This is a genomic window from Paenibacillus sp. DS2015 (genome assembly GCF_050433705.1).
Classification (GTDB): Bacteria; Bacillota; Bacilli; order Paenibacillales; family Paenibacillaceae; genus Paenibacillus_AQ.
The window spans coordinates 86,103-113,094 of the sequence record NZ_JBNPWS010000009.1; the positions used below are offsets into that span (position 1 = coordinate 86,103).

Here is a 26,992-nt window from a genome sequence, read left to right on the forward strand (position 1 = left end):
CATACCTACCCAGTACATCAATGAATTTACTTTACTGCGGAGATAATGAGTCCAGGTGATTCTATTGTGTAGGGAGACTTACGGTAATCACCGTACACAGCTATGGAGTGAAATCCACAATTTTGAAGCTCGTTCTCCAACTGTTTTTTTGTAACAGGATAAAGGGGAAGTGTATTGGACTGGGTATCTGACTGACATTCCAGAATCGTTGTAAACAGGACACTTTCATTCAGAAGCTCATATTGGCGTGTGAAGGTAAAGTTTTCTTTATGTATGATTGGAAAGGAGTATCCTTGTTGAAGGAATACTTTCTCGAAATTGACCGTTTGAATAACCAACATCCCCGATTCAATAAGTCTGTCATATGCAGATTGAAGAAAAGTAGCTATTTCCTCTAAATTGTTAAGGTGGGGAAGTGTGTTGCCGATACAATAGATTCCGTTGAACGTTTCATTGAGCTGAGAAATTTCCTGCATGCTGTGTGGTATTACTTTGATAGCAAGATTGCTACTGTCTGCCTTTTCCCTGATCCTAGTAGCCATACTATGTTCGGGTTCTGCAGCAGTTAGTCTATATCCATTATTCGCCATCGCTACAGCGGTATTACCTGTTCCAGCCCCAACATCAAGCAAAGTCGAAGCAACTGGGAAACATGACGATAGAAAGAGAAGTTGTTTGTCGTTTACAGGGAATATTTCATCATAATAGGGAGTTAATACTTGATAAAATGTGTTCATGCTGTATGCTCCTCTGGTAATAATTTGGCTATGATACTGACTCCTTGGATATGGGCGGAATATTTCACAAACTGCTTACGCATCGTTAGAAGTCTTTGCCTTGCTTGGCGATCCATCACAATATTGCAAATAATCTTAAGAACGCCCTTCCATCCTTCGTCCTTAATTAACCTACGGGAATGAAGCAAATGCATGGGGGCAGTATGAACAGAAATAATCTTAAATCCGTGATGAATGAGTAGTTGTTGCCACTCTTCGACCGTTAATGGAGAAGTATTAATACGAATCGCTTTGGCTAGGTCCTGACGTATTTCCTTCTTGGTATCCTCATCTATATCAGTGGTCGTAAGATTCATTTCATGAATACCATATTTAACACCAGGCTTCAGTAGGCGCTTAGCTTCTTTAATAATACTCGACTTCTGCGCAGATGTCTGCTTTGTTAGCATAGTATGCTATCTGTTTATAATGATTTCTTTTCTCGGTTTACGATAACGTTAAGGAATTAATACCAGAAGAAGATATGTGAAAATACTTTAAATACGGGCTTGTCGAGGTTATGCTAAGGACATCGGACAAGGAGATGGGTATTAGATGAATAGAATATTAATTATTGAAGATAACGAAGATATAAATAAACTGCTAGCGGAAGCTCTTACCGATGCAGGTTTCCAGGTAGAGTCAGTGTATACGGGTATGGATGGAATCAAGGCGATTCGAGATGGCGCTTATATCTTGGTGCTGCTTGACCTCATGCTTCCTTTTAAGTCTGGAGAAGAAGTGCTGAAAGAGATGCGTCAATTCAGCGACATTCCTGTCATTGTCATTTCTGCGAAGGATAGGGTCGGTACAAAGATAGACCTGTTAAAATGGGGTGCGGATGATTATGTAACGAAGCCCTTAGATTTAACCGAGGTTGTTGCACGTGTAGAAGCAAACCTACGACGCTCTAATCGACAGATCTTGGAAGGCAAAGTATTCAAGTACAAGGATTTAATGTTGGATGACAACACCAAACGAGTTACCGTCGGTGATATTGAACTTGAATTGACCGCAAAGGAATACCTGATTATGGAACAGATGTTAAAGCATCCAGGTAAGGTCTATACCAAAGCCAACTTGTATGAATCAATTTGGCAAGATGAATATCTCGGTGACGAAAATACCATCAAAATACATATTAGCAATCTGCGAAACAAGTTGAAAAAAGCAAATCAGGATGAGGAGTATATTGAAACGGTATGGGGTTTGGGCTATCGTCTATGCAAAGGCTAATCTATCTTCAGAAACAGTGGTCTCTTTTTCAGATACTTTTCTTGCCGCTCTTAACCTTTTCTAAACCTTTCCGCATTAGACTTGGGTTATATAGAAGGGATAGGTGAACAGACAAATGAATGAACACGTACTGAAAACAGTTAACCTGACGAAAAGCTATCACGGTATCAAGGCTTTGCAGGATGTATCGGTAACTTTGGAATTCGGTAAAATATATGGCTTAATCGGACAAAATGGTGCCGGAAAAACGACGCTAATGCGGCTGGTTACGGGGCTAAGTTTCCCTACCAGTGGGAGCGTTGAGCTCTTTGGTCATACCGGTGAGAAGGCTTTGCAGATCGAGCGAAGAAGGATTGGATGTATGATTGAATACCCTAGTCTTACTCCGAACATGACGGCAAAGGAAAATCTTACATTTCACAGAATTATGCGAGGTATCCCGAATAAGGAAGTGGAAGATGAGGTGCTAGAGCTTGTTGGCCTTACGGATACTGGTAAGAAGAAAGCGAAGGATTTCTCGCTGGGTATGAAGCAGCGTTTAGGAATTGCTGTTGCTTTGCTTGGTAATCCTGAATTGCTTATTCTGGATGAGCCAATCAATGGGCTTGATCCGTTAGGTGTAGTTGAAGTCCGGAATCTGCTAAAAAAACTGTGTGAAGAACAACAATTGACAATACTCATTTCAAGTCATAATTTACCGGAGCTGTATCAGACGGCAACGGATTACATTATCATTCATAATGGCGAAGTCAAACAGACACTAACGCTTACCCAGCTTGAAGAGCGCTGCAAACACCACCTTCTGATAAGTTGCGATCAACCGGAGAAATTAGTTAGCATTTTGGAAATGAAACTGAATACAACGAACTACAAAGTTATGCCAGATAAGAACATTAAGCTATATGATTATGTTAATGACAAAGAACGAGTATCAAGAGTCCTCTTTGAAAGCGGGATTATCGTTACAAACTTATCCAATGAGGGTGACACCCTTGAGGATTACTTTATATCTGTTATTGGGGGTGGGCGGAATGTTTAATCTCATGAAGGCTGATTTATATAAACTACGCAAATCGACGGCAATTCAAATATTTTTGGGTATCATGTGTCTGAGTGCTGTGTTAGTGACTGTTATTTCTTACTTATTAGCACAGGGACGGCTGGGTATGGAGATCAGCGGTACGGCTTCTTTGCTATCCGATGCAGCGATGGTGTCAATCATTGGATCTATTATCGCAGGAATATTCATATGTGGGGATTTTGAGAATAAAACGATTCATAATGCTGTTCTATGCGGTACGGGCAGGGGAACGGTTATGGTAGCCAAAGCGCTCGTATATTTCTTCGTTATCGCGCTGATGGTGCTGCCCTATTCCGTCATAACAGGCATTGCATTCTGCACGGGTTATGAGTTCGGCACACCCTTTGTTGCATCAGTGTTTCTTGATATATTAGCGAATGAATCAGGGTTGCAGGTTACCCTTCCATTGATTGTGAAACTGTGTGCAATCATGCTGACGATGATGATCGTGTATGCAGCACAGTTGAGTATTTGCGTGTTACTCGCTTTCGTGCTGAAGAAGAAGCCAGTATTAGTGGTAGGTATTGGTGTTATTGTCTCCATGCTTTTAGCACAAGCGACGTTATTAAAGGAAAGTTATCCATCATGGGGTACTGTTTTTTCTTATACGCCATTCGCAATAGGCTACCCGCCCTTGATGACGCTGGATGCCGCACCGAGTGACTTTATCAAGGCTATCCTTGTGAGTCTGGTATTTATTGCTATTATGCTTGCCATTACTTACATTACATTCAGAAGAACTGAACTTAAATAATAGAAAGATGCTAGAAAGGTAAGGTGGTGATGCTGTGGAACTGTTGGTTATTGTGTTATTCGTGGTCTCGACCCTGCTCGTTGTGTATATCATATGGCTCCAAAACCAGTTCCGTAGCATCAATTGCCAGCTTGCTAAAAGGTTGACCGAAAAGACAAGACAGCCCATTCGTTTGGAGTTAATAAATAGCGAATTGAACAGGCTAGCCTCCCACATTAATGAATGTTTAAAATCGGAGGAAACTCTACGGCTGGAAAGTACCCGCGAGGAAAGGCGGTTCAAGGAGCTCATCGCGAATATCTCCCATGATCTGCGTACCCCGCTTACTGCCATCAAAGGCTATCAGCAGCTTATGGCCAAAGGCGGGTTGACCGCCAAGCAGCAAGAAAAGCTACAAGTGGCGCAGAAACACGCCGATGAACTTGGAATCTTGATCGAACATTTTTTTGAGTATTCCTATTTAGTGAGTGCGGAATCGGAGTTTAGTCCCTCGCGCATCAATGTGACCAATCTTGTGATGGAGTGCCTTGCTACTGAAGTACCCACTTTTGAAGAGCGTGGCTTGACGGTACACTTTCAGGAAGCGCCACAGGTGTTTGTGATTGCCGATTATGAAATGACTATGCGCATTATGCATAATCTAATACGTAACTGTGTGACACATGCCGCCGGAGATCTTACGGTCAACGTTTCGATGGGGGAAAGCGTAGTCGTATCATTCAAAAATTTGCTGGAAAACGCTGCTGAAATTGATGTGGATCGGTTGTTTGATCGTTTCTATACCGGAGATCGGGCAAGGCGCAAAAGTACCGGCCTGGGTCTGTCGATCGTCAAGCTGCTGACAGAGAAGATGGGTGGCAGGGTAGGGGCAGAATTGCAGGAAGATATGATTGAGATATGGGTTGCACTCCCGCTTTACAAATAAGATAGATTGAAGTGCTTCTACGATCTTACGTTAAATTTAACGAATGAATTAAACTGGTAGGAGCCTAAAGCTCCTACTGACTATACATATTTGGAGCGCAAATCGGTTTTAAAGAGATCCGCATAGTAGGAACAAAAAATGTTCCAGCACTCTACACATGTGGAGTGCGTAGTGTTACTAAAATGGAAGGGTGCCGAGTAGTCGTGCACCCTTCGTTTACTTCTTGTTCATTGATTTTTTGATCAATAATCTGCTTCTAATCCCTACTCATCTAGCCTCTTATTTCACATGATGTTACTCTCCTAGAATCTAATACACTATTTATACCATTGTTTACCCTCTCAATGTTCGTTATAATATTCTTCTAAATTAAATTGAATACAATCCTCATCCTATCAAACGGTGAGGTAGAGGTCGCGGTTGTTAGAAGTAGATCAGTGGAGACGCAGAGAACGTCATTGAAGCTGTTGAAAGGAACTACCGCCGAAGTTTGATTGCTGCTCTGGGCAATTGGGCTGGGACTGTTGCCGGAAGGTGCAGAACTGTTACAAATTTATGATAAGTAAATTTGTGATGAGCTATCTTCAAAGAAGATAAGATGGGAACGATATAAAACGTTCACCTCTGTGAGCGTTTTTTTTTGTAGCCATAAGAAACGTATGTTCTGAAAGACGGTGTCACCGTTTCTTCTTGTTTCCCACTCCAGAACAATATTATCGACAATATGATTAAGGAGTGTTTTAAATGTCATCAAACAATACGACTGAGCCACAGCAATTGAAACGCGGGCTCAAGGCTCGTCACCTCACGATGATTGCACTTGGAGGCTCCATTGGTACAGGCTTGTTCCTTGCTAGTGGTAGTGCAATAGCAGAAGCTGGTCCAGGAGGAGCTCTTCTCGCATATATAGCGGTGGGCATTATGGTGTACTTCCTTATGACTAGTTTGGGAGAACTTGCAACCTATATGCCAGAATCGGGATCTTTTAACACATATGCGAGCCGCTTCGTGGATCCTTCTTTGGGATTCGCCCTAGGATGGAATTTCTGGTTTAACTGGGCGATTACGATTGCCTCTGAGCTTACAGCAGCAACTCTTATTATTAAATATTGGTTTCCTGATAGTCCTTCTTATCTGTGGAGCTTCCTGTTCCTTGCCATTATTTTCGGTTTGAATTTAATGTCTGTCAAAGGATATGGTGAATCGGAATACTGGTTTGCATTGATCAAAATTACCGTTGTCATCATCTTCTTGATTGTTGGGGTGCTTATGATATTTGGTATAATGGGCGGCTCGAAGCCAACTGGTTTCAGTAATTTCACACTAGACGGTGGACCGTTCCATGGTGGTTTTCTAGCGTTTCTTGGTATCTTTATGGCAGCGGGTTATTCGTTCCAAGGAACCGAGCTTGTCGGCATTGCAGCGGGTGAAAGTGAGAACCCACGTGAGAACGTACCGAAGGCCATTAAACAAATCTTCTGGCGTATTCTGTTTTTCTATATTTTTGCAATCTTTATAATTGGCATGTTGATTCCATTTACACATCCGAGCTTGATGCAAGCTGGAATTGAGAATATTGCAGTTAGTCCGTTCACTCTTGTGTTTGAAAAAGCGGGAATTGCCTTCGCGGCTGCTATTATGAATGCCGTCATTTTGACTTCGGTGCTGTCTGCTGGTAACTCGGGGATGTATGCATCTACACGTGTACTATGGGTACTTGCCAAAGACGGCAAAGCACCTAAGTTTCTAGAGAAATTAAACAAACGCGGTGTTCCTATTAATGCGCTGCTGGTCACTTGTGCAGTCGGCATGCTTGCGTTCCTAGCTTCCTTCTTCGGTGATGGGGTTGTGTATTTATGGCTGCTGAATGCTTCTGGCATGTGCGGATTTATTACATGGCTTGGAATCGCAATTAGTCATTACCGTTTCCGTAGGGCATTCGTTGCACAAGGTCGGGATTTAAGTGAACTTCCTTATAGGGCCAAGTGGTTCCCGTTAGGTCCACTCTTTGCCTTTGCACTATGCATGTTCGTTATTATCGGCCAGAACTTTAAAGCTTTCACTGGAGAAACGATCGATTGGTATGGTGTGCTTGTTTCCTATATCGGAATCCCGTTATTCTTAGCTGTATGGCTAGGCTATAAATTTGTGTACAAGACCAAAGTCATTCCTCTTAAAGATTGTGAATTTGACTAAAATGAAGGGGGAGTCATAAGCAAAGGGACAGGTCAGCCTTAATCTACTTAACTCAATTTTCATTATGACAATTAAGAAGTTTGCTGAGATTTTGAAACTTTTACTCCAAGTAATTTCCATACAACATGTAATGGCTCAAGCTGAAATAATGCTTGAGCTTTTGTATTTCCAAATAACCCACCAGATCTGAGTTGCTTTTGCAATTTTATTTAATAAAAGTCGTGTGTTCAATAAAATGTACTAGTTTATGAGCAAACACTTCAGGTTGATTCTCTTGTACATACGTTAGTGCATTTTCCACTATTTCAAATCGTGATGATATTAGTTATCCCTTTTACCAAGATTTTCAAGGGTATGAGCAGTGTGAATCTGATGCGATTCAGAATGTGGTTGATAAAGAAATTAAAAATGGTTTGTCCACTCTCACTGATGGAGAATATTCCAAATCTATGTGGCATCTGGATTTTGTCTGGGGCTTCCAAGGGATTAGCCGCTATATAGCGGATCATGGATATTTTTTCAGAGATACAGATGGAACTTCAAAATATGAGACTCGAAAAGATATTGGTTTGCGCATTACAGATGAATTGGGTGGAAAGAACCATCATTTTATTCATGTATTTAAAGAACTTCAAGCCCTTGCTGGCGACCGTGAAACAAAGCTGTGCGTACCTTCTCCATCACATATTCTTGGTGAGTTATCTTGGTCAGATAACATTGGTGGCAAAGATGCAGTTTATAAGGATAGACATGAGCTTAAAAACGGTTTAGTTAAGGCATATAAAGAATTTGTCGAGGAATTTGCTACTGCTGGAGGAAAAATCCTTCAATTTGACGATTGCTTATGGGAGATATTTGCAGATGATAACCCGAACTCTCCATATACGGGTGAGAATATCAATCAAGAGGAAGTACAGGCTCTAGCTACAGAATTTATTGATATTAACAATACAATAATTGAATTTGGTCATAGCTTAGGCTTGAAAATGTGGACTCATAACTGTCGTGGTAACTATGATTCCCGTAATATGGGTGGTGGCTCATATGCCAAAATTGCTAATCTGTTCTTGAAGCAGCTTAAATACGATCGCTTTTTCCTTGAATGGGATGATGAACGTGCAGGCTCACTTGAGGCGCTTGCAGTTTTTAAAGATAAGCCTGAAACGGAAATTGTACTTGGATTGTTGTCTTCGAAAACCAATACGCTTGACGATGAGGATCGAGTAGTTAGAATGCTTGATGAAGCATCGAAAATTATTGCCAAGGATAGATTACTACTTTCTCATCAATGCGGTTTTGCATCCTGTGATGGCGGAAATGAATTAACGGAAGATGAACAGTGGATGAAAATTAAACAAGGACAACGTATTGCCCAGCAATATTGGGGTAAGTAATTGGCGACTCATCTTGAACGTGTATTTAAAAATCAAAAAAACTCCAATCTTGGAGTTTTTTTTGATAAGAAAACGTGAATGGTTTCTATAAATTTAGAAACGCCCCCCGGCAGCGAAGCCTTGCAGTTTGACGATGGCTACACGGCTGTCCTCAAGCTGTTTTTTGTTGTGAGCCAAAATAGCGTACAAAAATATAAGAGTGGATAGGTGAAATATAAAATAACTTTATAGACTATGTTAAGTTTGGAGTTAGCAAGATTGAAGGATATTCCAGACTGGATATGGAATTATCTTCATAGGGAGTCGTTCTCTAATTGAACATCAGGATGGGCTGGGATCATTAGGATGCAAGAGTATGTATTATCTGGTGGAGAAGTTGTACGGTTGAAGCATTATATTGAACATAAACACGCTAGTCTTGATCCGAAGCAACGGGCATCCGTATTAGCGGATGCGGTACATCGGATTATCGAGAGTCGCCTGCCTTCTTTTCCAGATGAGGTGAAGAAGCGGGTTTGTCACGATCTTCTAATGAAGCATAGAGACTCTCTCATCATTCAGGCAGATGATGTGCTTCAATATTGTATGTCTCTAGATTTGAGCAATGAAGATCTGTTATCGTCCCTAGCTGTATGGGTATGCAGCAAATCTTCTGTTCCCGTACAGGAAGAGGATGCTCGAAACATCGTTCATCGATGGTCTCAGCAACGATTGCCTACAGTCTCCCTTCAAGTCTTGGAGCAGGAATGGGGTCAGAATCAGAATCAGAATCAGAATCAGGATCAACAAGACCAGAGTGTCGGTAAGGAGCTTGCGGTTGCTAGCGAACCGGTTGTTCCATACAGGAACAAACAAGGCTTCAATCGAAGGATAGCTATTGCAATGGCATGTTTCTTTGTTGTTATTCTCGCGGTTCTGCTAATCTTGCCATTAGATCGACAGTCATCTGCACCTTCATCATATGCAGATCCAATAAATATACTGCCACCCACAATTAAGGATAACGGGGAGATGCAATCAGGAATCCCTACCGTACTCAAATATGTGTCTATAGATACGAAGCGGTTGCAGCAATACCTGCGGAATAGGAATTCCCTTTTAGCTGAGGAACCGTACTTGTCTGCGATTGTGGAAGCTAGCAAGGAATACGATGTTCACCCTCTTTTGCTTTTTGCCATTACTGGCCAAGAGCAGGGATTCGTGCGAAAAAATCATAAAAGTGTAGAAAAAATAGCGAATAATCCTTTTAATGTATTTGGTAGCTGGGAGAGCTACAACACAACGATTGCAGGTTCAGCTACCATTGCAGCGAAGACCGTAGCTAATATTAGCGGTAGACGTCCAGCAGGGAATCACCCGATTCAATGGTTAAACCAGACCTATGCAGAGGATCCGAATTGGTGGAAGGGAGTCACATGGTTCTTCGATGAGATGAAGCGAGAAATTGAAGATGAATCTTTTGAGTGGCCTGAGTAAGCGGGCTTTTTTAGTGCGCTAACTACGGTGAAAATACCTTGGACAAGACAGCCCATCCGTTCTTGAGTAGGATTACAAGGAAAGTACATTCATTTGCTGCTATGGAGTGGACAGAGGCGACTCTATTGGCTGTTATCTGTAAAGGGCAACTCCTGTAGAAGGAGACCAAAAGGGGATATCAAGTTGGGTAATAATAATCAGAATATTCGTTATGCAATCGAAGAGTCTATACGATTTCTTGAATCTACTCCAGATTTGGCGATGGATCGTTGCGGGGATAGCCGTAGAAAATGGGATGGAGCCTGGTGGCATATGGCAGTTCTTTTCGAAATGGGGGAAGTGAAACAAATCCCCAAGTCTGCTATTGCTAGAGCGAAATATTGGCTCGAATTTCTAACATGGCCCACCTTTATCATATCCACCGATGACCATCCAATAAGTGAAGTTGATAAAATGAAAATGGATTGCTGCCATTGTGAACTTGCTGTGTACTATATGATTTTAATGGCCTATGGCTGTGATTTGGATAATGATCTGCCTTGGATTCGCGAATGGTTCTTAAAGCATCAGCTGTCTGATGGGGGACTGAACTGTGATCCAGAGGCTTATACTCAATCTAATAAGAGTTCTATCGTTTCGACACTGCCTCCGCTTGAGGCTATTCTGTGGTATACAAATCGGGAATTCACTGTACAGGAAGCTGTTTTCTTGGATCAAGGCGCACGTTATTTGATTGAACATCGTCTTGTATGTTCCAAACAAAATGGGCACATCATCGACATGGAATGGTTAAAGCCTTGCTTTCCGAGGTTTTTTGAATATGATATATTGCGCGGCATGTCCTTCTTGGCGGAATGGTCCCGACGCAGGAATAAGCCGCTACCGGTCGACCTGCTTGGTGAAGGAATGCAACGTCTGCACAGTTATTTGGAGACAGGAGGCTTGCGAATTGGCAGGCAAGTATTTGATCCACAAGGTCCGTGGGGCGGGCACACGTTTGCGTTACTAGAAGCAGTATCCGGAGTTGGCGACGTTTCGCCTTATCTAACCAGACAATGTTCTGGAGTTGTTAGGCAATTGGAGCATGTCTCTAATGAATGAGACTTCTAAAAATATAAAACTTCGAGGAATCAGTCCCCGAAGTTGGTAGTAAACAAATATTTAGAGTTCATCAGCAATACCCAGCAGTGCAATACCAATAATGACAACAACAATAACCGCATACTGTATCTTACTTAGCCTCTCCTTGAGGAATATTCGAGCTAGTATGATTGAAAATATGCTATACGAAGCTATGAGGGGTGCCGCGATTATGGCGTTATTAGACATAGCGAACACATAGAAGAACTGACCGGTTGTTTCCAAGATGGCCGCGCAGCCTTTGTCCCGTTCCTTAAACACGTTGAGTTGTTGTTTCTTAACAAATTTAAGGTATACAAATGACAAAACGGCACAAAAGAAGAAAGTGAATTCATAAGCAAGTAAGGCTGAGTCTTCACTGATCAGACTGAGCTCATCCAGATAGATCGCATCGGCAAAGGTTCCAAGTCCATCGATTATACAATATAGAATCGGGAAGAGGATGGCCATAAAGCCAATTTGATATTTCTTATCGATCTGTGTGGAACTAGCTCGGAGGGCCGCATGTTCTGCATTTTTTTCCAATATAGCAATTCCAATAACGCCCAAGGTGATAATGGCCACACCCAATATTTCAACAATGCCCAGCTCGTGGGTGAAGAATATGAACAATAGGATAGCTGTTACGGCTCCAGAAGAATTCTGTACGGGAGAAGCAATCGAAAGGTCAAGGTATCTCAGACCAATATAACCGATCGCCATCGACAAGATGTAGAGTGCAGACACAGGAAAGTATCGGATCAAGTCTATGGGATCAAAGGCTATCCCTTGAATGAACATATAAGCCGTACCGTGAATACCCATGACCAAGCCTACGATAATGACAATCTTAATATGACTAAACTTATCGTTACTATCCGTACCTTTTTTATAAAATAGGTCAGCAGCTCCCCAGGCGAGGGCTGTTATCAAAGCAAATATAAACCACATGATATGTACTCCTTGTGATAGATTTAATAACCTTCGAATAGACAGCGTCAATTTACAAAGCTATATTAGTATAATCAATGTTCCATGGATGTCAAGAAAAATCAGAGTTGAGAATTACTGCATAGAAATGATGGTGTACTTATGAAAATTGAATTTGAAAATAATATAATAGCCTTTAATGTTCAATATGGAAGTAGAAAGAAAATATCAATTCATATCGATTCGTTAGGTCTCATAACAGTTAAAGTGCCCAAAGATACAAGTGAAGAGAATATTATAAGCGCTGTGGAACATCAAGGTAAATGGATACTTGAGAAAACACATGGCATTGCGAAGGCAAGAGAAACCCATAAACCAAGAGAGTATCAGGATGAGGGGAAGTTCCTTTATCTCGGGAAAGAGCATTTTCTTCATGAATTAATAGAGACTACTGAGCTGGAAGAAGAGGAACTCAAAAAAAATCTCAAGAAGTTCTATTTCTCTAGCTGTAAGAAGATTGTAGGGGAACGAATAAAAATTTATCAAATTCAACTTGGGGTAAAGCCTAAAACCATTGAGATCGTGGAATCTAGAACCAAATGGGGGAGTTGTAATTCGGATAAAAAGCTAACCTTTAATTATCGGCTAGCCATGGCTCCGATTGAAGTTATTGATTATGTGATCATTCATGAACTATGTCATCTCATTCATATGAATCATGATCGATCATTCTGGAGACGTCTAGGAAGTGTTATGCCAGATTATAAGAAAAAGGAAGAATTTTTAGCGCAGTATGGGCGTGCTATGACACTTTAAAGGATCATGTTGCCAGAAAAAGTACTCGTGAATCAAGAGTGTCAGTACAACATATACCAATATTGAAGCTTCATTTATAATTGACGGAGTGTAACCGATCCACTCAGTCAAATGATTTCATCTATAAACTAAATAGAGTTATCATCCATACCAATTCTGGGATGGATTTTTTTGTCGGAAAATAAAGAAAGTAATGTAAAAGATAAGGTGAAATATGAAAATTGTTACTTGAATATTTTGCTAGATAGCATATGATATAAATATATCAAATAAGTATTTATTTGGTATATATAGAATAAAGATTGGTTCAAGATGTATTATATAAGATTTATGATGCGAACGATGGAACATTTGGGTTCTTTAAGAGTGATATCACACCTCCTATCCACTCGGCCACCTTTAATGGATTAGGATATAATCAAGTGGATTACTTTTCTAATGGGTTGTTCAAACAGGGGAATGTAAATAGCATTAGTCAAAAATTAACTAATTATTACTATAAAAATGATCTTGTTGGTGAAGGAGCAGGAAGCAGCTGGGCGTTTAAAAGACTAGGTACAGATGTAGGTCCTTGGACTGCTAAGGATGAGAAGGGGAATGTGATAATGCCCGAAGATAATACCTCGTTAGATTTAACAAAGGTACATGCAATTGGGTTATTTTATTATGAACCCGGATTGAAATACCCTACTCTATCAAATTATTATTGAGGTGAATATGAACTATATTAAACTCTTTCTTCTCACTCATTTAAAGTATTGGTGGATTTATTTTGCAGTTATATTTACGTCGCTATTTGGACTGTTGGTTGCACTATTGTTTGTCGGGAGGGTTTTATATGCATGGAGTATATATCCCGAAGTTAATTTAGTTGCATCTAGCTTAACAACTTCCATGATTGGAGCAGCGCCTTTACTAATGGTTAACTATAAAGTGGCACAAAGTTCGAAGAAAGAGAATATTGTTGCGCTAACCATGTTGAATCATTTCATAACCATGGTAGCCTTTTATGCTATCGCACATTTTAGTTTGTATTGGTTAATCATAGATTTTAGAGAGTGAGTATTGGAGGAACTACTTAATTAATATATTTTATTAGAGAGGTGAATTGGAATACCCTACTCTATTTCACTAATTACGCCAGATTTAAGTGCAAGATCCCTCAGACTATGGTCTGGGGGATCTTTTTAGCTGTGTAGACAGTTCGAAATAACACTTACAGTCAGAGAAATCAGATTTGAGAATTACTGTATAATGGGCGTGCTATGAAACTTTAAAAATGACGGTTACATTTTGAGATAAATGTGACCATTTTTTTTGTGTTTACATATCCTTTTATTGGATTAATGCAAAGTATACTTGACAATATATGCAAAGCTAACTATACTATAAATGTAATGTAAGCTTTACATTTGGAGGTGTGGGATTGAGGACTAAAATTCAAGAACTTCGCAAGCACAACAAGATATCCCAAGAGGAGCTTGCATTGGCAGTTGGGGTAACCAGACAAACAATCACTTCATTGGAACGTGAGAAGTACACGGCATCATTGGTGTTGGCATATAAGATTGCTAAATATTTTGGAAAGACCATTGAAGAGGTATTTGATTTCTCAGAAGCGGAGGAGATGTAGATGGAGCAGTTTAGGGAAACATTGAAAAAAAGAACAGCTGAAATGGGTGGTATTAATGTAATAGCCTTGTTATTTATCTTTGTAATGGGTAGATACGGGTTGGTAGTAGTGGGGAGTAGCGAGAATATCTCAGATTATATTCATGGTTTTCAAATAGGGATTTTCCTTGGCGTGCAAATCATTATGCTACTTACCATAGGCAAATATAGGCAAGCTATGAAAGATTCCGGCAAGTTAAAAGAGCTTTACATTAAAGAAAATGATGAGCGAGCAAAATTAATTCGAGATAAGATCGGTGGAGCAGGATTCTTCCTTTCTATGGGCATCATTGCGGTAGCGGTGATTACAGCGGGATTTTTTAACGAAACGGTGTTCTTTACATTATCGGCAACTTTGATTTTCTTGGGGTTAGTTAAGCTAATATTAAAGTTGTACTATACGAAAAAATATTGAGATTCGACTTCACCAAACTCAGATATATAAATCGTATATATCTGAGTAAATAGTCACAGAGAGATCATGGATATTTCGTCAGCCTAAGCGCTCTTTTCTATGGTAGTTTTGGACTATTATTGATACAATTATTGCAGACTCTGGGTTGAGAATTTATGGTACTCCAACGTTCATAATATGAAGCTGTTCCCATAGGTCACGAGAATACGGAGGAATTATCAATGATTGTAGGCACCAAACTTTATATTCCCCATGTACGTAACTCTTTGGTGCCCCGGCCGAGACTGATCCGTAAGCTTAATGAGGGAATGGAAACCAAGTTGACACTTGTTAGCGCGCAGGCTGGTTATGGGAAAACTACAGCGTTAAGTGAGTGGGTGAAACAATGCACTGCACTTGTAGCGTGGGTTTCCCTGGAAAAGCAGGATAATGATTTGATCCGATTCTGGAGTTATATAACCGCATCCATCCAGGAGAGAGTTCCCGGATATGGTCAGACGATCTTCCCGCTACTTGAGAAAGGACCTTCGGTCTATTGGGAGCCTGTGATTACAGCGGTACTGAATGAACTCCACGGTTTAACTAATGAACTGGTCATCATCCTCGACGATTTTCATACCATTGAGCTCTCTGCAATACATGATTCATGTATCTATCTAATCGATCACTTGCCTTCTCATATTCACCTCTACATCGTAAGTCGTACAGATGTGGTGATACCTACGGCTCGACTTCTAGCGAAAGGTGAGTTGCATCGAATTAGTATGCTCGATTTGCAGTTTCAACTGGATGAAGGGCTTGTCTTTTTTCGAGATACAACAGATTTAATGCTAACGAACGAGCAAGTGACGGAGCTATTCTATCAGACAGAGGGTTGGGTTAGTGGATTGCAACTGGCAGCGATCTCTCTGAAGCGTAGTGATAATATAACTGAATCGATTCATCAATTTAGCGGTCAACATCATTATATATCTGATTATTTGTTGGAGGAAGTGCTTCACCATCAACCAGAGAGCCTACGGGCCTTTTTACTGGAAACGTCCATTTTGAGTCGACTAAACCGTTCATTGTGTCAGGCCGTCACGGGTCAAACGAACGCTCAAGAGCAACTGGAAATGTTAGAGCAACTGAATCTATTTATTATTCCCCTAGACGATCACCGGAATTGGTACAGGTATCATCATCTATTCTCTGAATTTTTGGAGCGGATATTATCTGCGACAGATCCAGAAAAATGGGTGCAATCACATATTCGTGCGGCACACTGGTTGGAAGAACAGGGATTTGATGAAGAAGCGGTGGAGCATTTCTTAGAGGCGAAACAGTATGCAGATGTCGTTCGCTTGATCGAGAAAAACCTGCAAACTTTGATGCAGTCGAAGAGTGAAGCGTTGAATCGATGGGTATCTGTATTGCCCGAGAATTCCTTCGCAGAGAAGCCCATGATTGAAATGTTCTATATTTCGATATTGCTGGGAGTTGGGGAATGGGAAGTCGCTTTTAGAAGAGTGAAGCTAGCGGAGCTCTGGTTTCATGCGCTACAGGAGAAATTGACCGAGGCAGAATGGAGCCAGGTTATGGGAAACATCTACTTTTTCTGTGCGGTCACCTCTTATCTGCAAAAAGATTTGGTGGGAACGTCGGAATATTTTGAGCTGGTTGAACGATATATGCCAGCAGGCAGTTCCTTTCAAACGATGGGGCGTAACAGATATCAAGGATATGATTCATTTGATGATCATTTGGCGGTTATCAGCGATCTTCATGCGGCAGATGCTTTTCTCGTGAAATGGATTAGAACATGGGAAAAAAAGAAGGTGTATCCTTTCCTAGGTTCCTTATATGCTTCTTATAGTAAATTGCTGTATGAATGGAACCGGTTGGAAGAGGCAGAGTTCTATGTAAATCAAGCAATGGGACGTAAGGATATAGTGCCTTTTGCACGGATAGTGATTCATATTACGTTTAGTGCATCGCGGATTCAACAAGCTAAAGGGAAGCCGAGTCGAGCCTCTGAGTTACTCTCGCAGTTGAAGTTGCAAATCGACTCTCCTGATTACGAATTATTTATGTTGAAAATCGAAGCGGAACAAGCTTGTCTATCTCTGCAACAAGGCTCATTAGAATATGCTCAAGATTGGTTGCAAAGATGCGGAATGGTGCATACAGATGAGGTTTCACTGTCTCGTGTGGCAGAGCATCTAATATTCGCTAGAGTGCTTGCTGAGAGTGGGCGGTTGGAAGAAGCACTGTATCTATTGGAACGCTTGGATCATTTATTATGGAAAGAAGATCGCCTTCGGGATCGAATTAAGGTATTAATTCTACAAAGTTTGACGATGCAACGAGCGGGTCGAACGGAGGCTGCGATTGTTCAATTAGAGACTGCCTTGCAATTGGCAGAACCAGAGGGATACATACGTAGTTTTATAGACGAAGGCCCGATGATGGCGGAAATGCTATCTGCTTATTTGAAGGTACAGCAAGTTAGTAGTCGTTTGAGAAATCCCCTCTTGGTTTCCTTAACTTATGTGAAACAATTACTTGAAGCTTTGAATATCATGCCGGAAGAGGATCTATCTCTCAAAGAAATATTAACGGATCAGGAAACCAAGATATTACGGTTGATCGGCACGGGGCTGTCAAATAAGGAAGTTGCGTATGATTTAAACATCACGGGTGAAACCGTAAAGTCGCATATTAAAAATGTGTACAGGAAGCTAAGAGTTAGTAATCGCGTGCAAGCATTACAGCGAGCTAAAGAATTAAATATACCAGAATAAGGAGTATCCCCCGTTTGGGGGATTTTTTTATATCCAATATATCGTTAAAATGACAATATAGAACGACAAAGCTCGAAAATTGTCAAGTATGAAGTGAGGGGGCATAGCAAATGAGATATACAGGGCGTATCATGGCATTGCTGATTGTTGTCATAAGCTCAATAGGGATAATTCTCTATCAATACCTCTCCCATGACTACATCGATATGATCTATGTATCTGTTTCGGTGTTCTATTTATTGTTTGGTTGGCGGCTGGGTAAACAGTACGACAAAGTCAAATATCTCTCCGAGAAGGATGTATTAACGGGAAGCTATAACCGCCGATTTATAAAGGATGCTTTCCCCAAATTGAAGAGTATGTCGGACAGAAAAGACCAGAAGCTTATCGTTTTCCTTATCGATGTAGATGATTTCAAATTAATCAATGATCAGTATGGCCATGCAACGGGTGACCGAGTACTCCAACTGATTGCGAGTACTCTTAAGAAGGCATGCAGAGGTTCGGATTATATGGTTAGATGGGGTGGCGATGAATTTGTCGCTATTTTCCCTTGTACAGAACAACCAGATCTGAACGAGCTGCACCTTAGGCTCCACAATGAATTAAATAAATTGTCGAATAAAATTTCTATAGATGTATCCGTATCCATTGGCCATGCAACTTATCCAGATGAGGGTGCAGGATTAAATGATCTTGTTAAGATTGCCGACAGAAAAATGTACAACGATAAGCGTGGCAATAATAATAACCAGAAAGTTGAAAGGCTAGCGAGTAATGGTAACTAGACGGAGGAGATGATATGATCATTTTGAGGGGAGGGAAATGAATGGAGCGGTTTATAGGTAGAAAAATCAAAAGTGAAATTACTAATTCGTATGGTGTATCCTTGATACCCGCACATACGACGTTTCATCATAATCACATTAAATTTTTGATGAATCATACCATTGATCCAACTTCAATTTCATTCGAATCCGAAGATGAAGAAGTATACAGGCAATCCATCAAACAAGTTGTTGATACTTCGAAGGAACTATTTAATTCGATTACAACTTCTGGGAAGATTCCATTGATGGAAATTAGAGAAGAGATTTTACCAGTTATTCAGCAGGCTTCCGAGAATTCGAATATTTTTCAATTGTTTGAAGCTGTAAAAGCAACAGATGAGTATACATATCAGCACAATATTGGGGTTGGCATATTATCTACTTTAATAGGTGAATGGCTAAATTTAACAGAGTCTGATATTGCAACGCTTTCCCTTGCAGCTACATTACACGATGTTGGAAAAGTGAGAGTCCCTATTGAAATTTTAAATAAGCCTGGGAAATTATCTGAGGACGAATTCACACTGATTAAAAAACACACGATTTATGGTTACGAGATTTTGAGGGATACGATCGGTTTAAACCAACGAATTCCATTAGTAGCCTTACAGCACCATGAGCGAAATGATGGTCAAGGTTATCCCTTGGGCCTAAAGCAGAATAAAGTCGATTTCTTTAGCAAAATTGTAGCCGTCGCCGATATTTTTCATGCTATGTCTTCTAAGCGTCCGTATCACGATCCAATGCCATTCCATGAAATTGTAAGCCAAATGAGGAGAGGGATATTTGGAGAGCTTGATCCAACGATTGTGTCTGTGTTTCTTGATAACATCGTGAAGAGAATGGTCGGTGAGAATATTGTCTTAACGGATGGGAGAGTAGGGGAAGTCGTTTCACTGAATCCTCATAACATAGAAACCCCACTAATTAAAATCAACGATGAGTTTATAGATTTGAGTAAACGAAATGATATAAAGATCAAAAAAATAAGTATTTAATGAATGGAAGCCATCTATTTTAACGTAAAAGACGTGAATATATTTGGGTGAAAAGTCTGAGAGAATGGTTGAAAATCCGTTCTCTCAGGCTTTTCACCCTCTTTGGGTATGACAACATTACTGGGACAATAATAGAATGATAGTTCTAGCTCTATAAGACGTGCACTTTATTCTCAAAGTGTACGTCTTATGGAGCATCTATCCAGTAATCCGTATTATAGTTATCATGGTGAATTTATGATGATGGTGTTCTTATCGTGGCATCTTGTTGTGCAGGTTGTTTCAAACGTCCGTCAAAGAAGCTGTAGAGCACAGGAACGATAATTAGAGTGAGCAGTGTGGACGTAGTTAGTCCGCCAATGACGACTATCGCAAGTGCACGTGAGATGAGACCAGACTCGGTAGAGATAGCAAGGGGGATCAATGCACCGATGGTAGCGATGGCTGTCATAAGTATCGGACGAATCCGTGTTTTGCCAGCCTCCAGCAATGATTCTTGAATACCTTGACCTTGCATACGGTTCCGCTTGACACGATCAAGCAGGACGATCGCATTGGTAACGACAATACCATTAAGCATGAGCAATCCTATCATTGCAGCAATACCGATTTCTTCACCTAAGATGAACAATCCGAGGATTGAACCGATGAAGGAGAAAGGAATCGCTACTAGAATGATGACGGGTACTTTCCATTCGCCGAAGGAGATAAGCATAACGACAAGTACAAGTACGATACTGACAGCGATAGCGATACCTGAATTGACGAAGCCTTGCTTCATTTCTTTCGAGACACCCTCGGAACTCCATGTTACATCTTTTGGTAGGTTTAGAGAGTTGAGTATGGATTCCGCGTCACTTACGACTTTACCGGTATTTGAGTCTGTAATTGTGGCATTTAGTCGTAAATAGGCTTGCTGATTGAGGTGACTAATCTTTATTGGATTATTAACAAGTTCCAAAGTGCCGATTTCTTTGAAAGGTACAGGCTGACCAAGCATATTCGTCACTTTCTGCTCTTTCAGTTTATCGATCGATTGTTCTCCGTTAAGTAGCATCGATAGACGAATTGAAGTTGTAGTTCCATTACTTGAGATTTCGGCAATATTTTGGCCTTCGACGGTATTTTTTAGCGCCATAGCAACTGTACCTGCGGTTAGTCCATTCTCAGCCAGTTTTTGAGGATTGAAATGGATGCGAATTTCTGGTTTTTCTCCATCCGCGGTACTATGAACATCCGTTAACCCAGGGAGACCATTCAAAGCGGTGACCATTTGCTCGGCGCCTTTCTTTATTTCATCTAGATTGGGTCCATTAACGATCAATGACAATTTTCCATTGACGTCCATGCCACTAACACCCATGATGACGATAGTTTTGACTTCTTTTAGCTTTAAGAAATCTTCTCGCAAGCTGGAGATGATCTGTTCGGGTTGTGTGATTTCTTCATTAATTTGGAACGCAATCTGCGCGCTCTCGTTGGATATTTGCGTGTGTACATATTCAATATCTTTTCGGGAATGAAGCAGTTCCTCAGTCTTTGCTACAATTTTCTCTGTATTGGAGAGCGATGATCCGACCGGCATTGTGATATTGGTGCGGTATAAATGTGTCGTCTCCGATGGGATGAAGTTGAATCCCATGAAAGGAACTAAGGCGCCGCTTCCGCCCAGCAGAGCAATTGCGATCAATATAGTAAAGAGACGGTGTGATAGAGCCCAGCGAAGAGTACGAAGGTACACGCGTTGAACCGCATTCTCTTTTGATTCCTTGTGCTTGATCCGTAGCAAAAACATATTAGACAGCAAAGGAACGACAGTGACCGCAACTAGAAGTGAGAAGAGCAGTGATATAACAATGGTCCATGCGAGTGGGACGAAAAATTTACCGACGATACCTGGCACGAAGGCAAGTGGTAAAAAAACAGCGACTGTCGTCATTGTAGATGAGGTAATAGCACGAGCAACTTCGCTCGTTGCATTTTCAATAAGCTTGCCATCTCGAAGATCGTTATCACTCATACTAACACGACGGAAGATGTTCTCCATGACGACGATTGAGTCATCGACCACACGTCCTACGGCAACCGCTATAGCCGCCAAAGTCAGCGTGTTCAAGGTATAACCGAGATTGGAGAGAATGATGAACGATGCAAACATGGAAAGAGGTATCGAGATAACTGCGATCAATGTAGAGCGTAGATTACGTAGGAACAGCAAAGTGACGAGTACGGCCATGATGACACCGAATAGAACTTCGCGCATCATCGCGCTAACGGATTTCTCAATCTCTAACGAACGGTCGAGTAAGGGTTGATATTGGATTCCTTCTGGGAAGGAGGTGTTTTGTAGGACATTCTTTACTTTCTTTGCAATGGTAACCGCATCTTGCCCAGGGACTGGGGTAATGTCGATCTGAATGGCGGGCTGACCATTAAACTGAATGATTTGATCCGAGTCTGCTTGGGTAGAAACTTCAGCAAGCTCTGATAATTTAACGATCTTCAGAGGCATTCCGTCTGAAGTATCTGGATTCCGTAAGCCAATGGGGAACTTGGCGACTTCATCGGCCGATTTGAAGGTGCTATCGAGTCGGATTGGCAAGATCTGCTCGGTTGTATCGAGTTCACCGATCGGTATTGATAGATGATTGGCCAAAAGCAGGGAACGAAGCTGTTCCAGTGTTAGATGATATATATCTAGAGCTTCGGGTTTGACTTTAATATCGACGAATAGATCAGCGATTCCCTGTACTTTAACATTCTCAATACCACGGATGGCTGTCAAATCTGGATCTAACTTGATTTCGACGAAATCTCGTAGTGACTGCTCCGTACCTCCATAAATGGCGAGCGAATATATCTCCGGATCAAGTTTAAAGGCTTTGAATTCCGGTTGATGTGCACCTTCAGGCAATTCCAATCCGCTGATTGCCTTTCGAACCTCCTGTTCGCCGACAGCAGCATCGGCACTCATACTGAATTGTACAGTTGCAGACAAAGCATTGGCCCCAGCCCCTACAAATAGGTTGTCAATATTTTTTACGTTTCGTAGAGCTTCCTCAAATTGTTTTCCGATATCTTCCAATGCTTGATCAGGAGATGCTCCTGGATAGACGATCAGAATATCCAGAAATGGAATATCTACAGCAGGATATTTCTCCATATTCATTTTTGAGATTGAATAGACCCCACCAGCCGATAAGCAAATAATAAAAATGAATAAAACGGCAGCATTTTTCATGCTAAAACGTGTTAATGCCCTCAAAATCGGACTCCCCCATTCAATTAATGTTTTCTTACAATAATGCTAGCATTATAAGAAAATGAGGACATCTTGCATGGTGTCAAAAAAAGTATATTAAGGTATATTTTTGAGATTTAAATCTATATAATTAGGATAATCGTCTATAGCGAATGACATATATTAAATATTTTGAGTATAATTTAAAATATATACTACATATACAAATTGAAACAAAAATGGTATTTGAAAAAATACGGGAATCGAGCATTTCTCGGTGAGCTATTGGTCATCAGTAGGAGGGGGATTTTTGGGATCATGGCCTATTAATTACAGGATGCTTTTTATACTTCGTATCGGGTTTATACTACTCTACTGTCCGGTTTATATTTTTGCGCAGACTGATGTGCCTCCTTGGAAGGAAGCTTTCGTCATTGGAACGATTATTCTATTTATTGTTAACCATGTATTGTATGACCGTACTCAAAAATTGAGCTTATTATTTCTCATCGCTGGTATTGATTTCCTCGCAGCAAGTAGCTATGGTTTTGTTTTTCTTGGGGGCAATCTACCAGATCAGGCAGTGATGGGACTTGTTGGACTAATTCTGTTTATGCGTGTTTCTTCCCCTTATCTTGTGATTGTATGGCTCACACTTCTGGTTGCTTACTGGGTTACTTTCTTGACTGTTGAATATCATTATTTAGGTAGAATCGACGTCGTCGCGATTATCGTTAATACAGCTTTTATTGTGTTTCTGACGTTCATTGGATCGTTAATTCGTTTTTATAAGCAATCCCGTGAAGAGGCTGCAGAATTGTATGAACAGTTGAGGAAGTACGCAAAGCAGGTGGAGAACTTGGGGGCAGCCAAAGAAAGAAGCAGAATTGCTCGGGAGATACATGATAGTATTGGCCATATGCTCACCTCGCTATTGGTACAGCTTCAGGTTACCCGTAAGCTGCATCCTGTTGATCAGGACAAAAGCTTTGACTCACTGATTAAAAGCGAGGAACTGGCAAGAGTTGCTCTACAAGAAGTGAGACTATCTGTCCGCGCGATGAGAGATGAGGATTGGAAGGCTGCTTTTTTGGAATCATTACGCACGTTGATCCATGATTTCTCGATTATTACCGGGATGAATATTACGTTTCACTCAGATGATGATATTACAGGTGTGCAGCAACAAATACAATTATCGATCTATCGAATCGTTCAGGAGTTCCTGACAAATGCGCATAAGCACGGTAAGGCTACATTGACAATAATACATCTTCAGCGCAATTCGAATGAGATTGAACTCGTATTACAGGATAATGGCGAAGGTACGGCAGAAGTGAAGGAAGGTTGCGGGATTCGTAGTATGAGTGACCGTGTAGAGGAGCACGGAGGAACAATTCGGATTACCAGTGATGTTGGCAGCGGCTTTCAGGTGGCCATTTCTATTCCGTTGTTAATTGATCCTTTTAAGGAGAGAAACTATGATACGCGTCTTAGTGGTTGATGATCAGACGATTATGAGGGAAGGGCTAGTGACCATCCTGCAGTTGGAGGAAAATATTGATGTTGTTGGGATGGCGAGCAACGGGCTGGAAGCATTCGAGATGGCCGAAAAGCATTTACCGGATGTTGTTCTTATGGATATTTATATGCCTAAGGTGGATGGGGTAGAAGGGACGAAACGCATCAAGAAAAGTTTCCCGAATATTAAAGTACTGATATTGACGACCTTCAATGACAACGCATTGCTACTGCAGGCGATGGAACAGGGGGCAAGCGGCTATCTGTTAAAGGAAATGCCCGCGGAGTCAATCGTCAGTGCAATTATGACAGTTGCAACAGGAGGTGTAGTGCTTCAGCCTATCATTTCCCAGCAGCTAGTTCGTGAACTCAGAAAGGCGCAGAACACAATTAGTCATCAGGAAACCGAGGTTTTGCGTTATAAGAAGCTGACTGATCGGGAGCAGGAAGTTCTAAAGCTTCTCGGACTTGGTTATAACAATCGTGAACTGGCGGACAAGTTATTTATTTCCGAAGGAACAGCGAAGCTACATGTATCAAATATCATTTCTAAAATGGATTTCAGAGATAGAACTCAGGCAGCTATTTTTGCTGTGCGGTATGGAATCACTGATTTTCTATAGATAATTCCAGAGATGTTTCGTGAAGGACATGAAATCGTGATACTGAAGGTCGTCGGAAGCTGTAATGGAAAGTTAAATCCTTATGGCAATATCACATGTGCGGAGTTCGCAGCTAAAGGAGCTTCTTGTCCTAAATCACTATCCTCAGCATAGATATGTAGTAAAGAGGAGCGTGAACATAGTGGACAAGAAAGTGAAACGTTACTATCAACTGAAGCAAAAACAGAAAGAGACAGAGCAAGAACTGGGGGAACTGCGCAACGAGATTATGAACCATTGTGCAGAACAAGACGTTTCCGATCTTGAGATTGGAAGTCATAGGGTAAAGATAGTGCGCCAAGAGCGGAAGGAATACGATGATAATAAGCTATATGAAGCACTGCCTGACCCTGGGGTGTGGCGTATGCTCTCCAAGCCGGATTCTTCCAAGATCGCTAGTCTTATTAAATTGAATGTCATCTCGGAAGACGCCATTCGAGATACATATTCGGTTAAGAATATCACAATACTTCAAGTGGATAAAAAGTAAAGTGAGAAGTAACAAGTGAAAAGTTACTTGTGTTACTTGTTTACTTGATTACTTGTTAAGCATAGGCTAACAGAAAGTGAACTTTATAAGAGAGACGAGCTACAGCAACAGTGTGGCTCGTTTTTTTTATGCATTTATGTTCACTACTCATACGTTGTGGTAACACTTAGTACATGATTCTCTCTTTAGGAGTGGTATAATATGCAAAGTCGTTGGACGAATCGACAATGTCTCTCGACAGAATACAATCCGAAGAAGTGATGATGTAGTGAATAGAATAAAACTGAATATAAAACAAAAAACCGTTTTTTTATTGAGTAAATATTTCACAGGGGACTCGATTGATTATAAACAAATTATCGCTATTATTATTCCGATATTTGTGGATCAGGCATTTATTATTCTCATGAGCTTGTTGAATACCGCCATGATAAGTTCATCGGGGGTTGCTGCTGTCAGCGCGGTGAGTATGGTAGATTCTCTGAATATTTTCTTGATTAATGTGTTTGTCGCTGTCGCTACAGGTGGTACAGTTATTGTGGCGCAATATAAAGGCAGTGGGAATCAAGAGATGGTATCCAAGGCTGCTTCGCAAGCCATATCCGCTGTTGCGATATTATCTGTACTGATCAGTATGTTCGTTATTATTTTTCATACACCGACCTTAAATTTGTTGTTTGGTAATGCTGATGCTGAGGTGTTTCAGAATGCAAGGATTTTTCTCATCGGTAGTTGTATCTCGTACCCATTCATTGCAATATTTCAAGCTGTCACGGGTGTGCTCCGAGGTGTTGCAGAAACAAAAGCATGTTTGGGCTTGTCATTGATTATGAATATAACTTACTTATGTTTAAATATATTGTTAATCACCGTATTTGATATGGGTGTCATAGGGTTAGTGATCTCCATGATTCTAGCAAGAATATTGGGAATGGTTACTTCATTAATTTATTTGTTGAAATATAATCAGACGTTACGCTTCAAAATAAGAAATGCACTGAGGATTGATTTCTCAATTCTTAGGAAAATTATGTTCATCGGGATTCCGTTTGCAGCAGAACAGATGTTTTTCAATGGTGGTAAACTATTAACGCAGACGTTTATTGTACAATTAGGGACGATCGCGATGACGGTGAATGCAATTAGTGGTTCTATATCAATGTTGTTTCAAATCGGCGGGAGTGCACTGAGTATTGCCGTTATAACCGTTGTTGGTCAGTGTATCGGACGAAGAAACATTCAAGATGCTAGGAAGTTTATTAAATCTTTTATCGGACTCTCCACGGTGTTCTTTGTGATCGTGACGGCCATCATATTGCCATTATTCCCTTTGATTGTGAAATTGTTCTCTCCGCCGGAAGACATGGTCCCTACGATCTTCGCTCTAACTTTATTAATAGCGATTGCACAGCCCTTTTTGTGGTCATTTAGCTTTATTATGCCTTCGGCATTACGTGCAGCTGGGGATTCGAAATTTACGTCGATTTCTTCCTTGCTTTCTATGTGGTTGTTCCGTGTGATCCTAGGTTATATTTTAGGTATTACACTCGGTTTCGGTATTATGGGTGTATGGGTGGCTATGGTAGCAGAATGGGCCATTCGGGGAACTATTTTTGCATGGCGATTCAAAGGGGACAAATGGTATGCGCATAAGTTGATTTAGTAATAGAAGCTTTGT

Annotated in this window: 23 protein-coding genes, 1 pseudogene and 1 riboswitch; of the genes and pseudogenes, 20 read left to right on the top strand and 4 right to left on the bottom strand. The window is 40.9% G+C overall.

Annotated elements, in window-relative coordinates:
• Positions 1-26 precede the first annotated feature (26 nt).
• A complete protein-coding gene (locus J2T13_RS10555; protein ID WP_429370979.1) occupies positions 27-737 on the bottom strand; it encodes a class I SAM-dependent methyltransferase in 711 nt (236 codons plus the stop codon).
• Positions 734-1,186: a hypothetical protein gene (locus tag J2T13_RS10560; RefSeq protein ID WP_429370981.1), complete on the bottom strand. Its 453-nt coding sequence runs from the start codon at positions 1,184-1,186 to the stop codon at positions 734-736. The genes J2T13_RS10555 and J2T13_RS10560 overlap by 4 nt, the downstream gene beginning before the upstream one ends.
• 145 nt (positions 1,187-1,331) lie before the next feature.
• Between J2T13_RS10560 and J2T13_RS10565 the strand changes: the two genes are divergently transcribed.
• The 8 genes and pseudogenes from J2T13_RS10565 (at position 1,332) to J2T13_RS10600 (ending at position 10,939) form a co-directional block, all read left to right on the top strand.
• Positions 1,332-2,012, top strand: a complete 681-nt coding sequence (locus J2T13_RS10565; RefSeq protein ID WP_429370983.1) for a response regulator transcription factor — start codon at positions 1,332-1,334, stop codon at positions 2,010-2,012.
• 115 nt (positions 2,013-2,127) lie between these two features.
• Positions 2,128-3,051, top strand: coding sequence for an ABC transporter ATP-binding protein (locus J2T13_RS10570; protein WP_429370985.1), 924 nt, complete (start codon positions 2,128-2,130; stop codon positions 3,049-3,051).
• Positions 3,044-3,847 (top strand): ABC transporter permease, encoded by an 804-nt coding sequence (locus tag J2T13_RS10575; RefSeq protein WP_429370987.1) that lies wholly within the window; start codon positions 3,044-3,046, stop codon positions 3,845-3,847. Before J2T13_RS10570 ends, J2T13_RS10575 begins: the two co-directional genes overlap by 8 nt.
• A 34-nt stretch (positions 3,848-3,881) precedes the next feature.
• On the top strand, positions 3,882-4,772 hold the full coding sequence (locus J2T13_RS10580; protein WP_429370989.1) for a HAMP domain-containing sensor histidine kinase: 891 nt from the start codon (positions 3,882-3,884) through the stop codon (positions 4,770-4,772).
• Positions 4,773-5,172: 400 nt separating this feature from the next.
• A riboswitch (Lysine riboswitch) is annotated at positions 5,173-5,361 on the top strand.
• 155 nt (positions 5,362-5,516) lie between these two features.
• The gene (locus tag J2T13_RS10585) at positions 5,517-6,968 is read left to right on the top strand and encodes an amino acid permease (RefSeq protein WP_429370991.1); all 1,452 of its coding nucleotides are present in this window, start codon (positions 5,517-5,519) and stop codon (positions 6,966-6,968) included.
• Positions 6,969-7,270: 302 nt separating this feature from the next.
• Positions 7,271-8,362, top strand: a pseudogene (locus tag J2T13_RS10590) (cobalamin-independent methionine synthase II family protein); the annotation flags it as partial.
• Between the two features lie 345 nt (positions 8,363-8,707).
• Positions 8,708-9,838 carry a hypothetical protein gene (locus J2T13_RS10595; protein WP_429370993.1) on the top strand — a complete coding sequence of 377 codons (1,131 nt, stop codon included), beginning with the start codon at positions 8,708-8,710 and terminating at the stop codon, positions 9,836-9,838.
• Positions 9,839-10,021: 183 nt separating this feature from the next.
• Positions 10,022-10,939: a hypothetical protein gene (locus tag J2T13_RS10600; protein WP_429370995.1), complete on the top strand. Its 918-nt coding sequence runs from the start codon at positions 10,022-10,024 to the stop codon at positions 10,937-10,939.
• 60 nt (positions 10,940-10,999) lie between these two features.
• Here the strand turns inward: J2T13_RS10600 and J2T13_RS10605 are convergent, their stop codons facing one another.
• Positions 11,000-11,908 carry an EamA family transporter gene (locus tag J2T13_RS10605; RefSeq protein ID WP_429370996.1) on the bottom strand — a complete coding sequence of 303 codons (909 nt, stop codon included), beginning with the start codon at positions 11,906-11,908 and terminating at the stop codon, positions 11,000-11,002.
• Positions 11,909-12,049: 141 nt separating this feature from the next.
• On the opposite strand from J2T13_RS10605, the gene J2T13_RS10610 reads away from it, so the two are divergent.
• The 8 genes from J2T13_RS10610 to J2T13_RS10645 all read left to right on the top strand — a co-directional run bounded on the left by J2T13_RS10610 (position 12,050) and on the right by J2T13_RS10645 (position 19,400).
• Positions 12,050-12,703: a M48 family metallopeptidase gene (locus J2T13_RS10610; protein ID WP_429370998.1), complete on the top strand. Its 654-nt coding sequence runs from the start codon at positions 12,050-12,052 to the stop codon at positions 12,701-12,703.
• Between the two features lie 302 nt (positions 12,704-13,005).
• Entirely contained in the window at positions 13,006-13,413 is a 408-nt protein-coding gene (locus J2T13_RS10615) for a hypothetical protein (protein ID WP_429371000.1), read from the top strand.
• A gap of 7 nt (positions 13,414-13,420) precedes the next feature.
• The gene (locus tag J2T13_RS10620; RefSeq protein WP_429371002.1) at positions 13,421-13,765 is read left to right on the top strand and encodes a hypothetical protein; all 345 of its coding nucleotides are present in this window, start codon (positions 13,421-13,423) and stop codon (positions 13,763-13,765) included.
• 358 nt (positions 13,766-14,123) lie between these two features.
• On the top strand, positions 14,124-14,336 hold the full coding sequence (locus tag J2T13_RS10625; protein WP_429371003.1) for a helix-turn-helix transcriptional regulator: 213 nt from the start codon (positions 14,124-14,126) through the stop codon (positions 14,334-14,336).
• Entirely contained in the window at positions 14,337-14,789 is a 453-nt protein-coding gene (locus J2T13_RS10630) for a hypothetical protein (protein ID WP_429371005.1), read from the top strand.
• A gap of 221 nt (positions 14,790-15,010) precedes the next feature.
• Positions 15,011-17,572, top strand: coding sequence for a LuxR C-terminal-related transcriptional regulator (locus J2T13_RS10635; RefSeq protein WP_429371007.1), 2,562 nt, complete (start codon positions 15,011-15,013; stop codon positions 17,570-17,572).
• 110 nt (positions 17,573-17,682) lie between these two features.
• Positions 17,683-18,360: a GGDEF domain-containing protein gene (locus J2T13_RS10640; protein WP_429371009.1), complete on the top strand. Its 678-nt coding sequence runs from the start codon at positions 17,683-17,685 to the stop codon at positions 18,358-18,360.
• A 41-nt stretch (positions 18,361-18,401) separates the two neighbouring features.
• A complete protein-coding gene (locus tag J2T13_RS10645; protein WP_429371011.1) occupies positions 18,402-19,400 on the top strand; it encodes an HD-GYP domain-containing protein in 999 nt (332 codons plus the stop codon).
• A gap of 235 nt (positions 19,401-19,635) precedes the next feature.
• Here the strand turns inward: J2T13_RS10645 and J2T13_RS10650 are convergent, their stop codons facing one another.
• Positions 19,636-22,665 (bottom strand): efflux RND transporter permease subunit, encoded by a 3,030-nt coding sequence (locus J2T13_RS10650; protein WP_429371013.1) that lies wholly within the window; start codon positions 22,663-22,665, stop codon positions 19,636-19,638.
• Between the two features lie 286 nt (positions 22,666-22,951).
• Here J2T13_RS10650 and J2T13_RS10655 point away from each other — a divergent pair, with 286 nt between their 5' ends.
• The 4 genes from J2T13_RS10655 (at position 22,952) to J2T13_RS10670 (ending at position 26,977) form a co-directional block, all read left to right on the top strand.
• Positions 22,952-24,145, top strand: a complete 1,194-nt coding sequence (locus tag J2T13_RS10655; protein WP_429371015.1) for a sensor histidine kinase — start codon at positions 22,952-22,954, stop codon at positions 24,143-24,145.
• Positions 24,123-24,785 carry a response regulator gene (locus J2T13_RS10660; RefSeq protein WP_429371017.1) on the top strand — a complete coding sequence of 221 codons (663 nt, stop codon included), beginning with the start codon at positions 24,123-24,125 and terminating at the stop codon, positions 24,783-24,785. The genes J2T13_RS10655 and J2T13_RS10660 overlap by 23 nt, the downstream gene beginning before the upstream one ends.
• A 181-nt stretch (positions 24,786-24,966) precedes the next feature.
• Positions 24,967-25,314, top strand: coding sequence for a hypothetical protein (locus tag J2T13_RS10665; RefSeq protein WP_429371019.1), 348 nt, complete (start codon positions 24,967-24,969; stop codon positions 25,312-25,314).
• A gap of 268 nt (positions 25,315-25,582) precedes the next feature.
• Positions 25,583-26,977, top strand: coding sequence for an MATE family efflux transporter (locus J2T13_RS10670; RefSeq protein WP_429371021.1), 1,395 nt, complete (start codon positions 25,583-25,585; stop codon positions 26,975-26,977).
• Positions 26,978-26,992 lie beyond the last annotated feature (15 nt).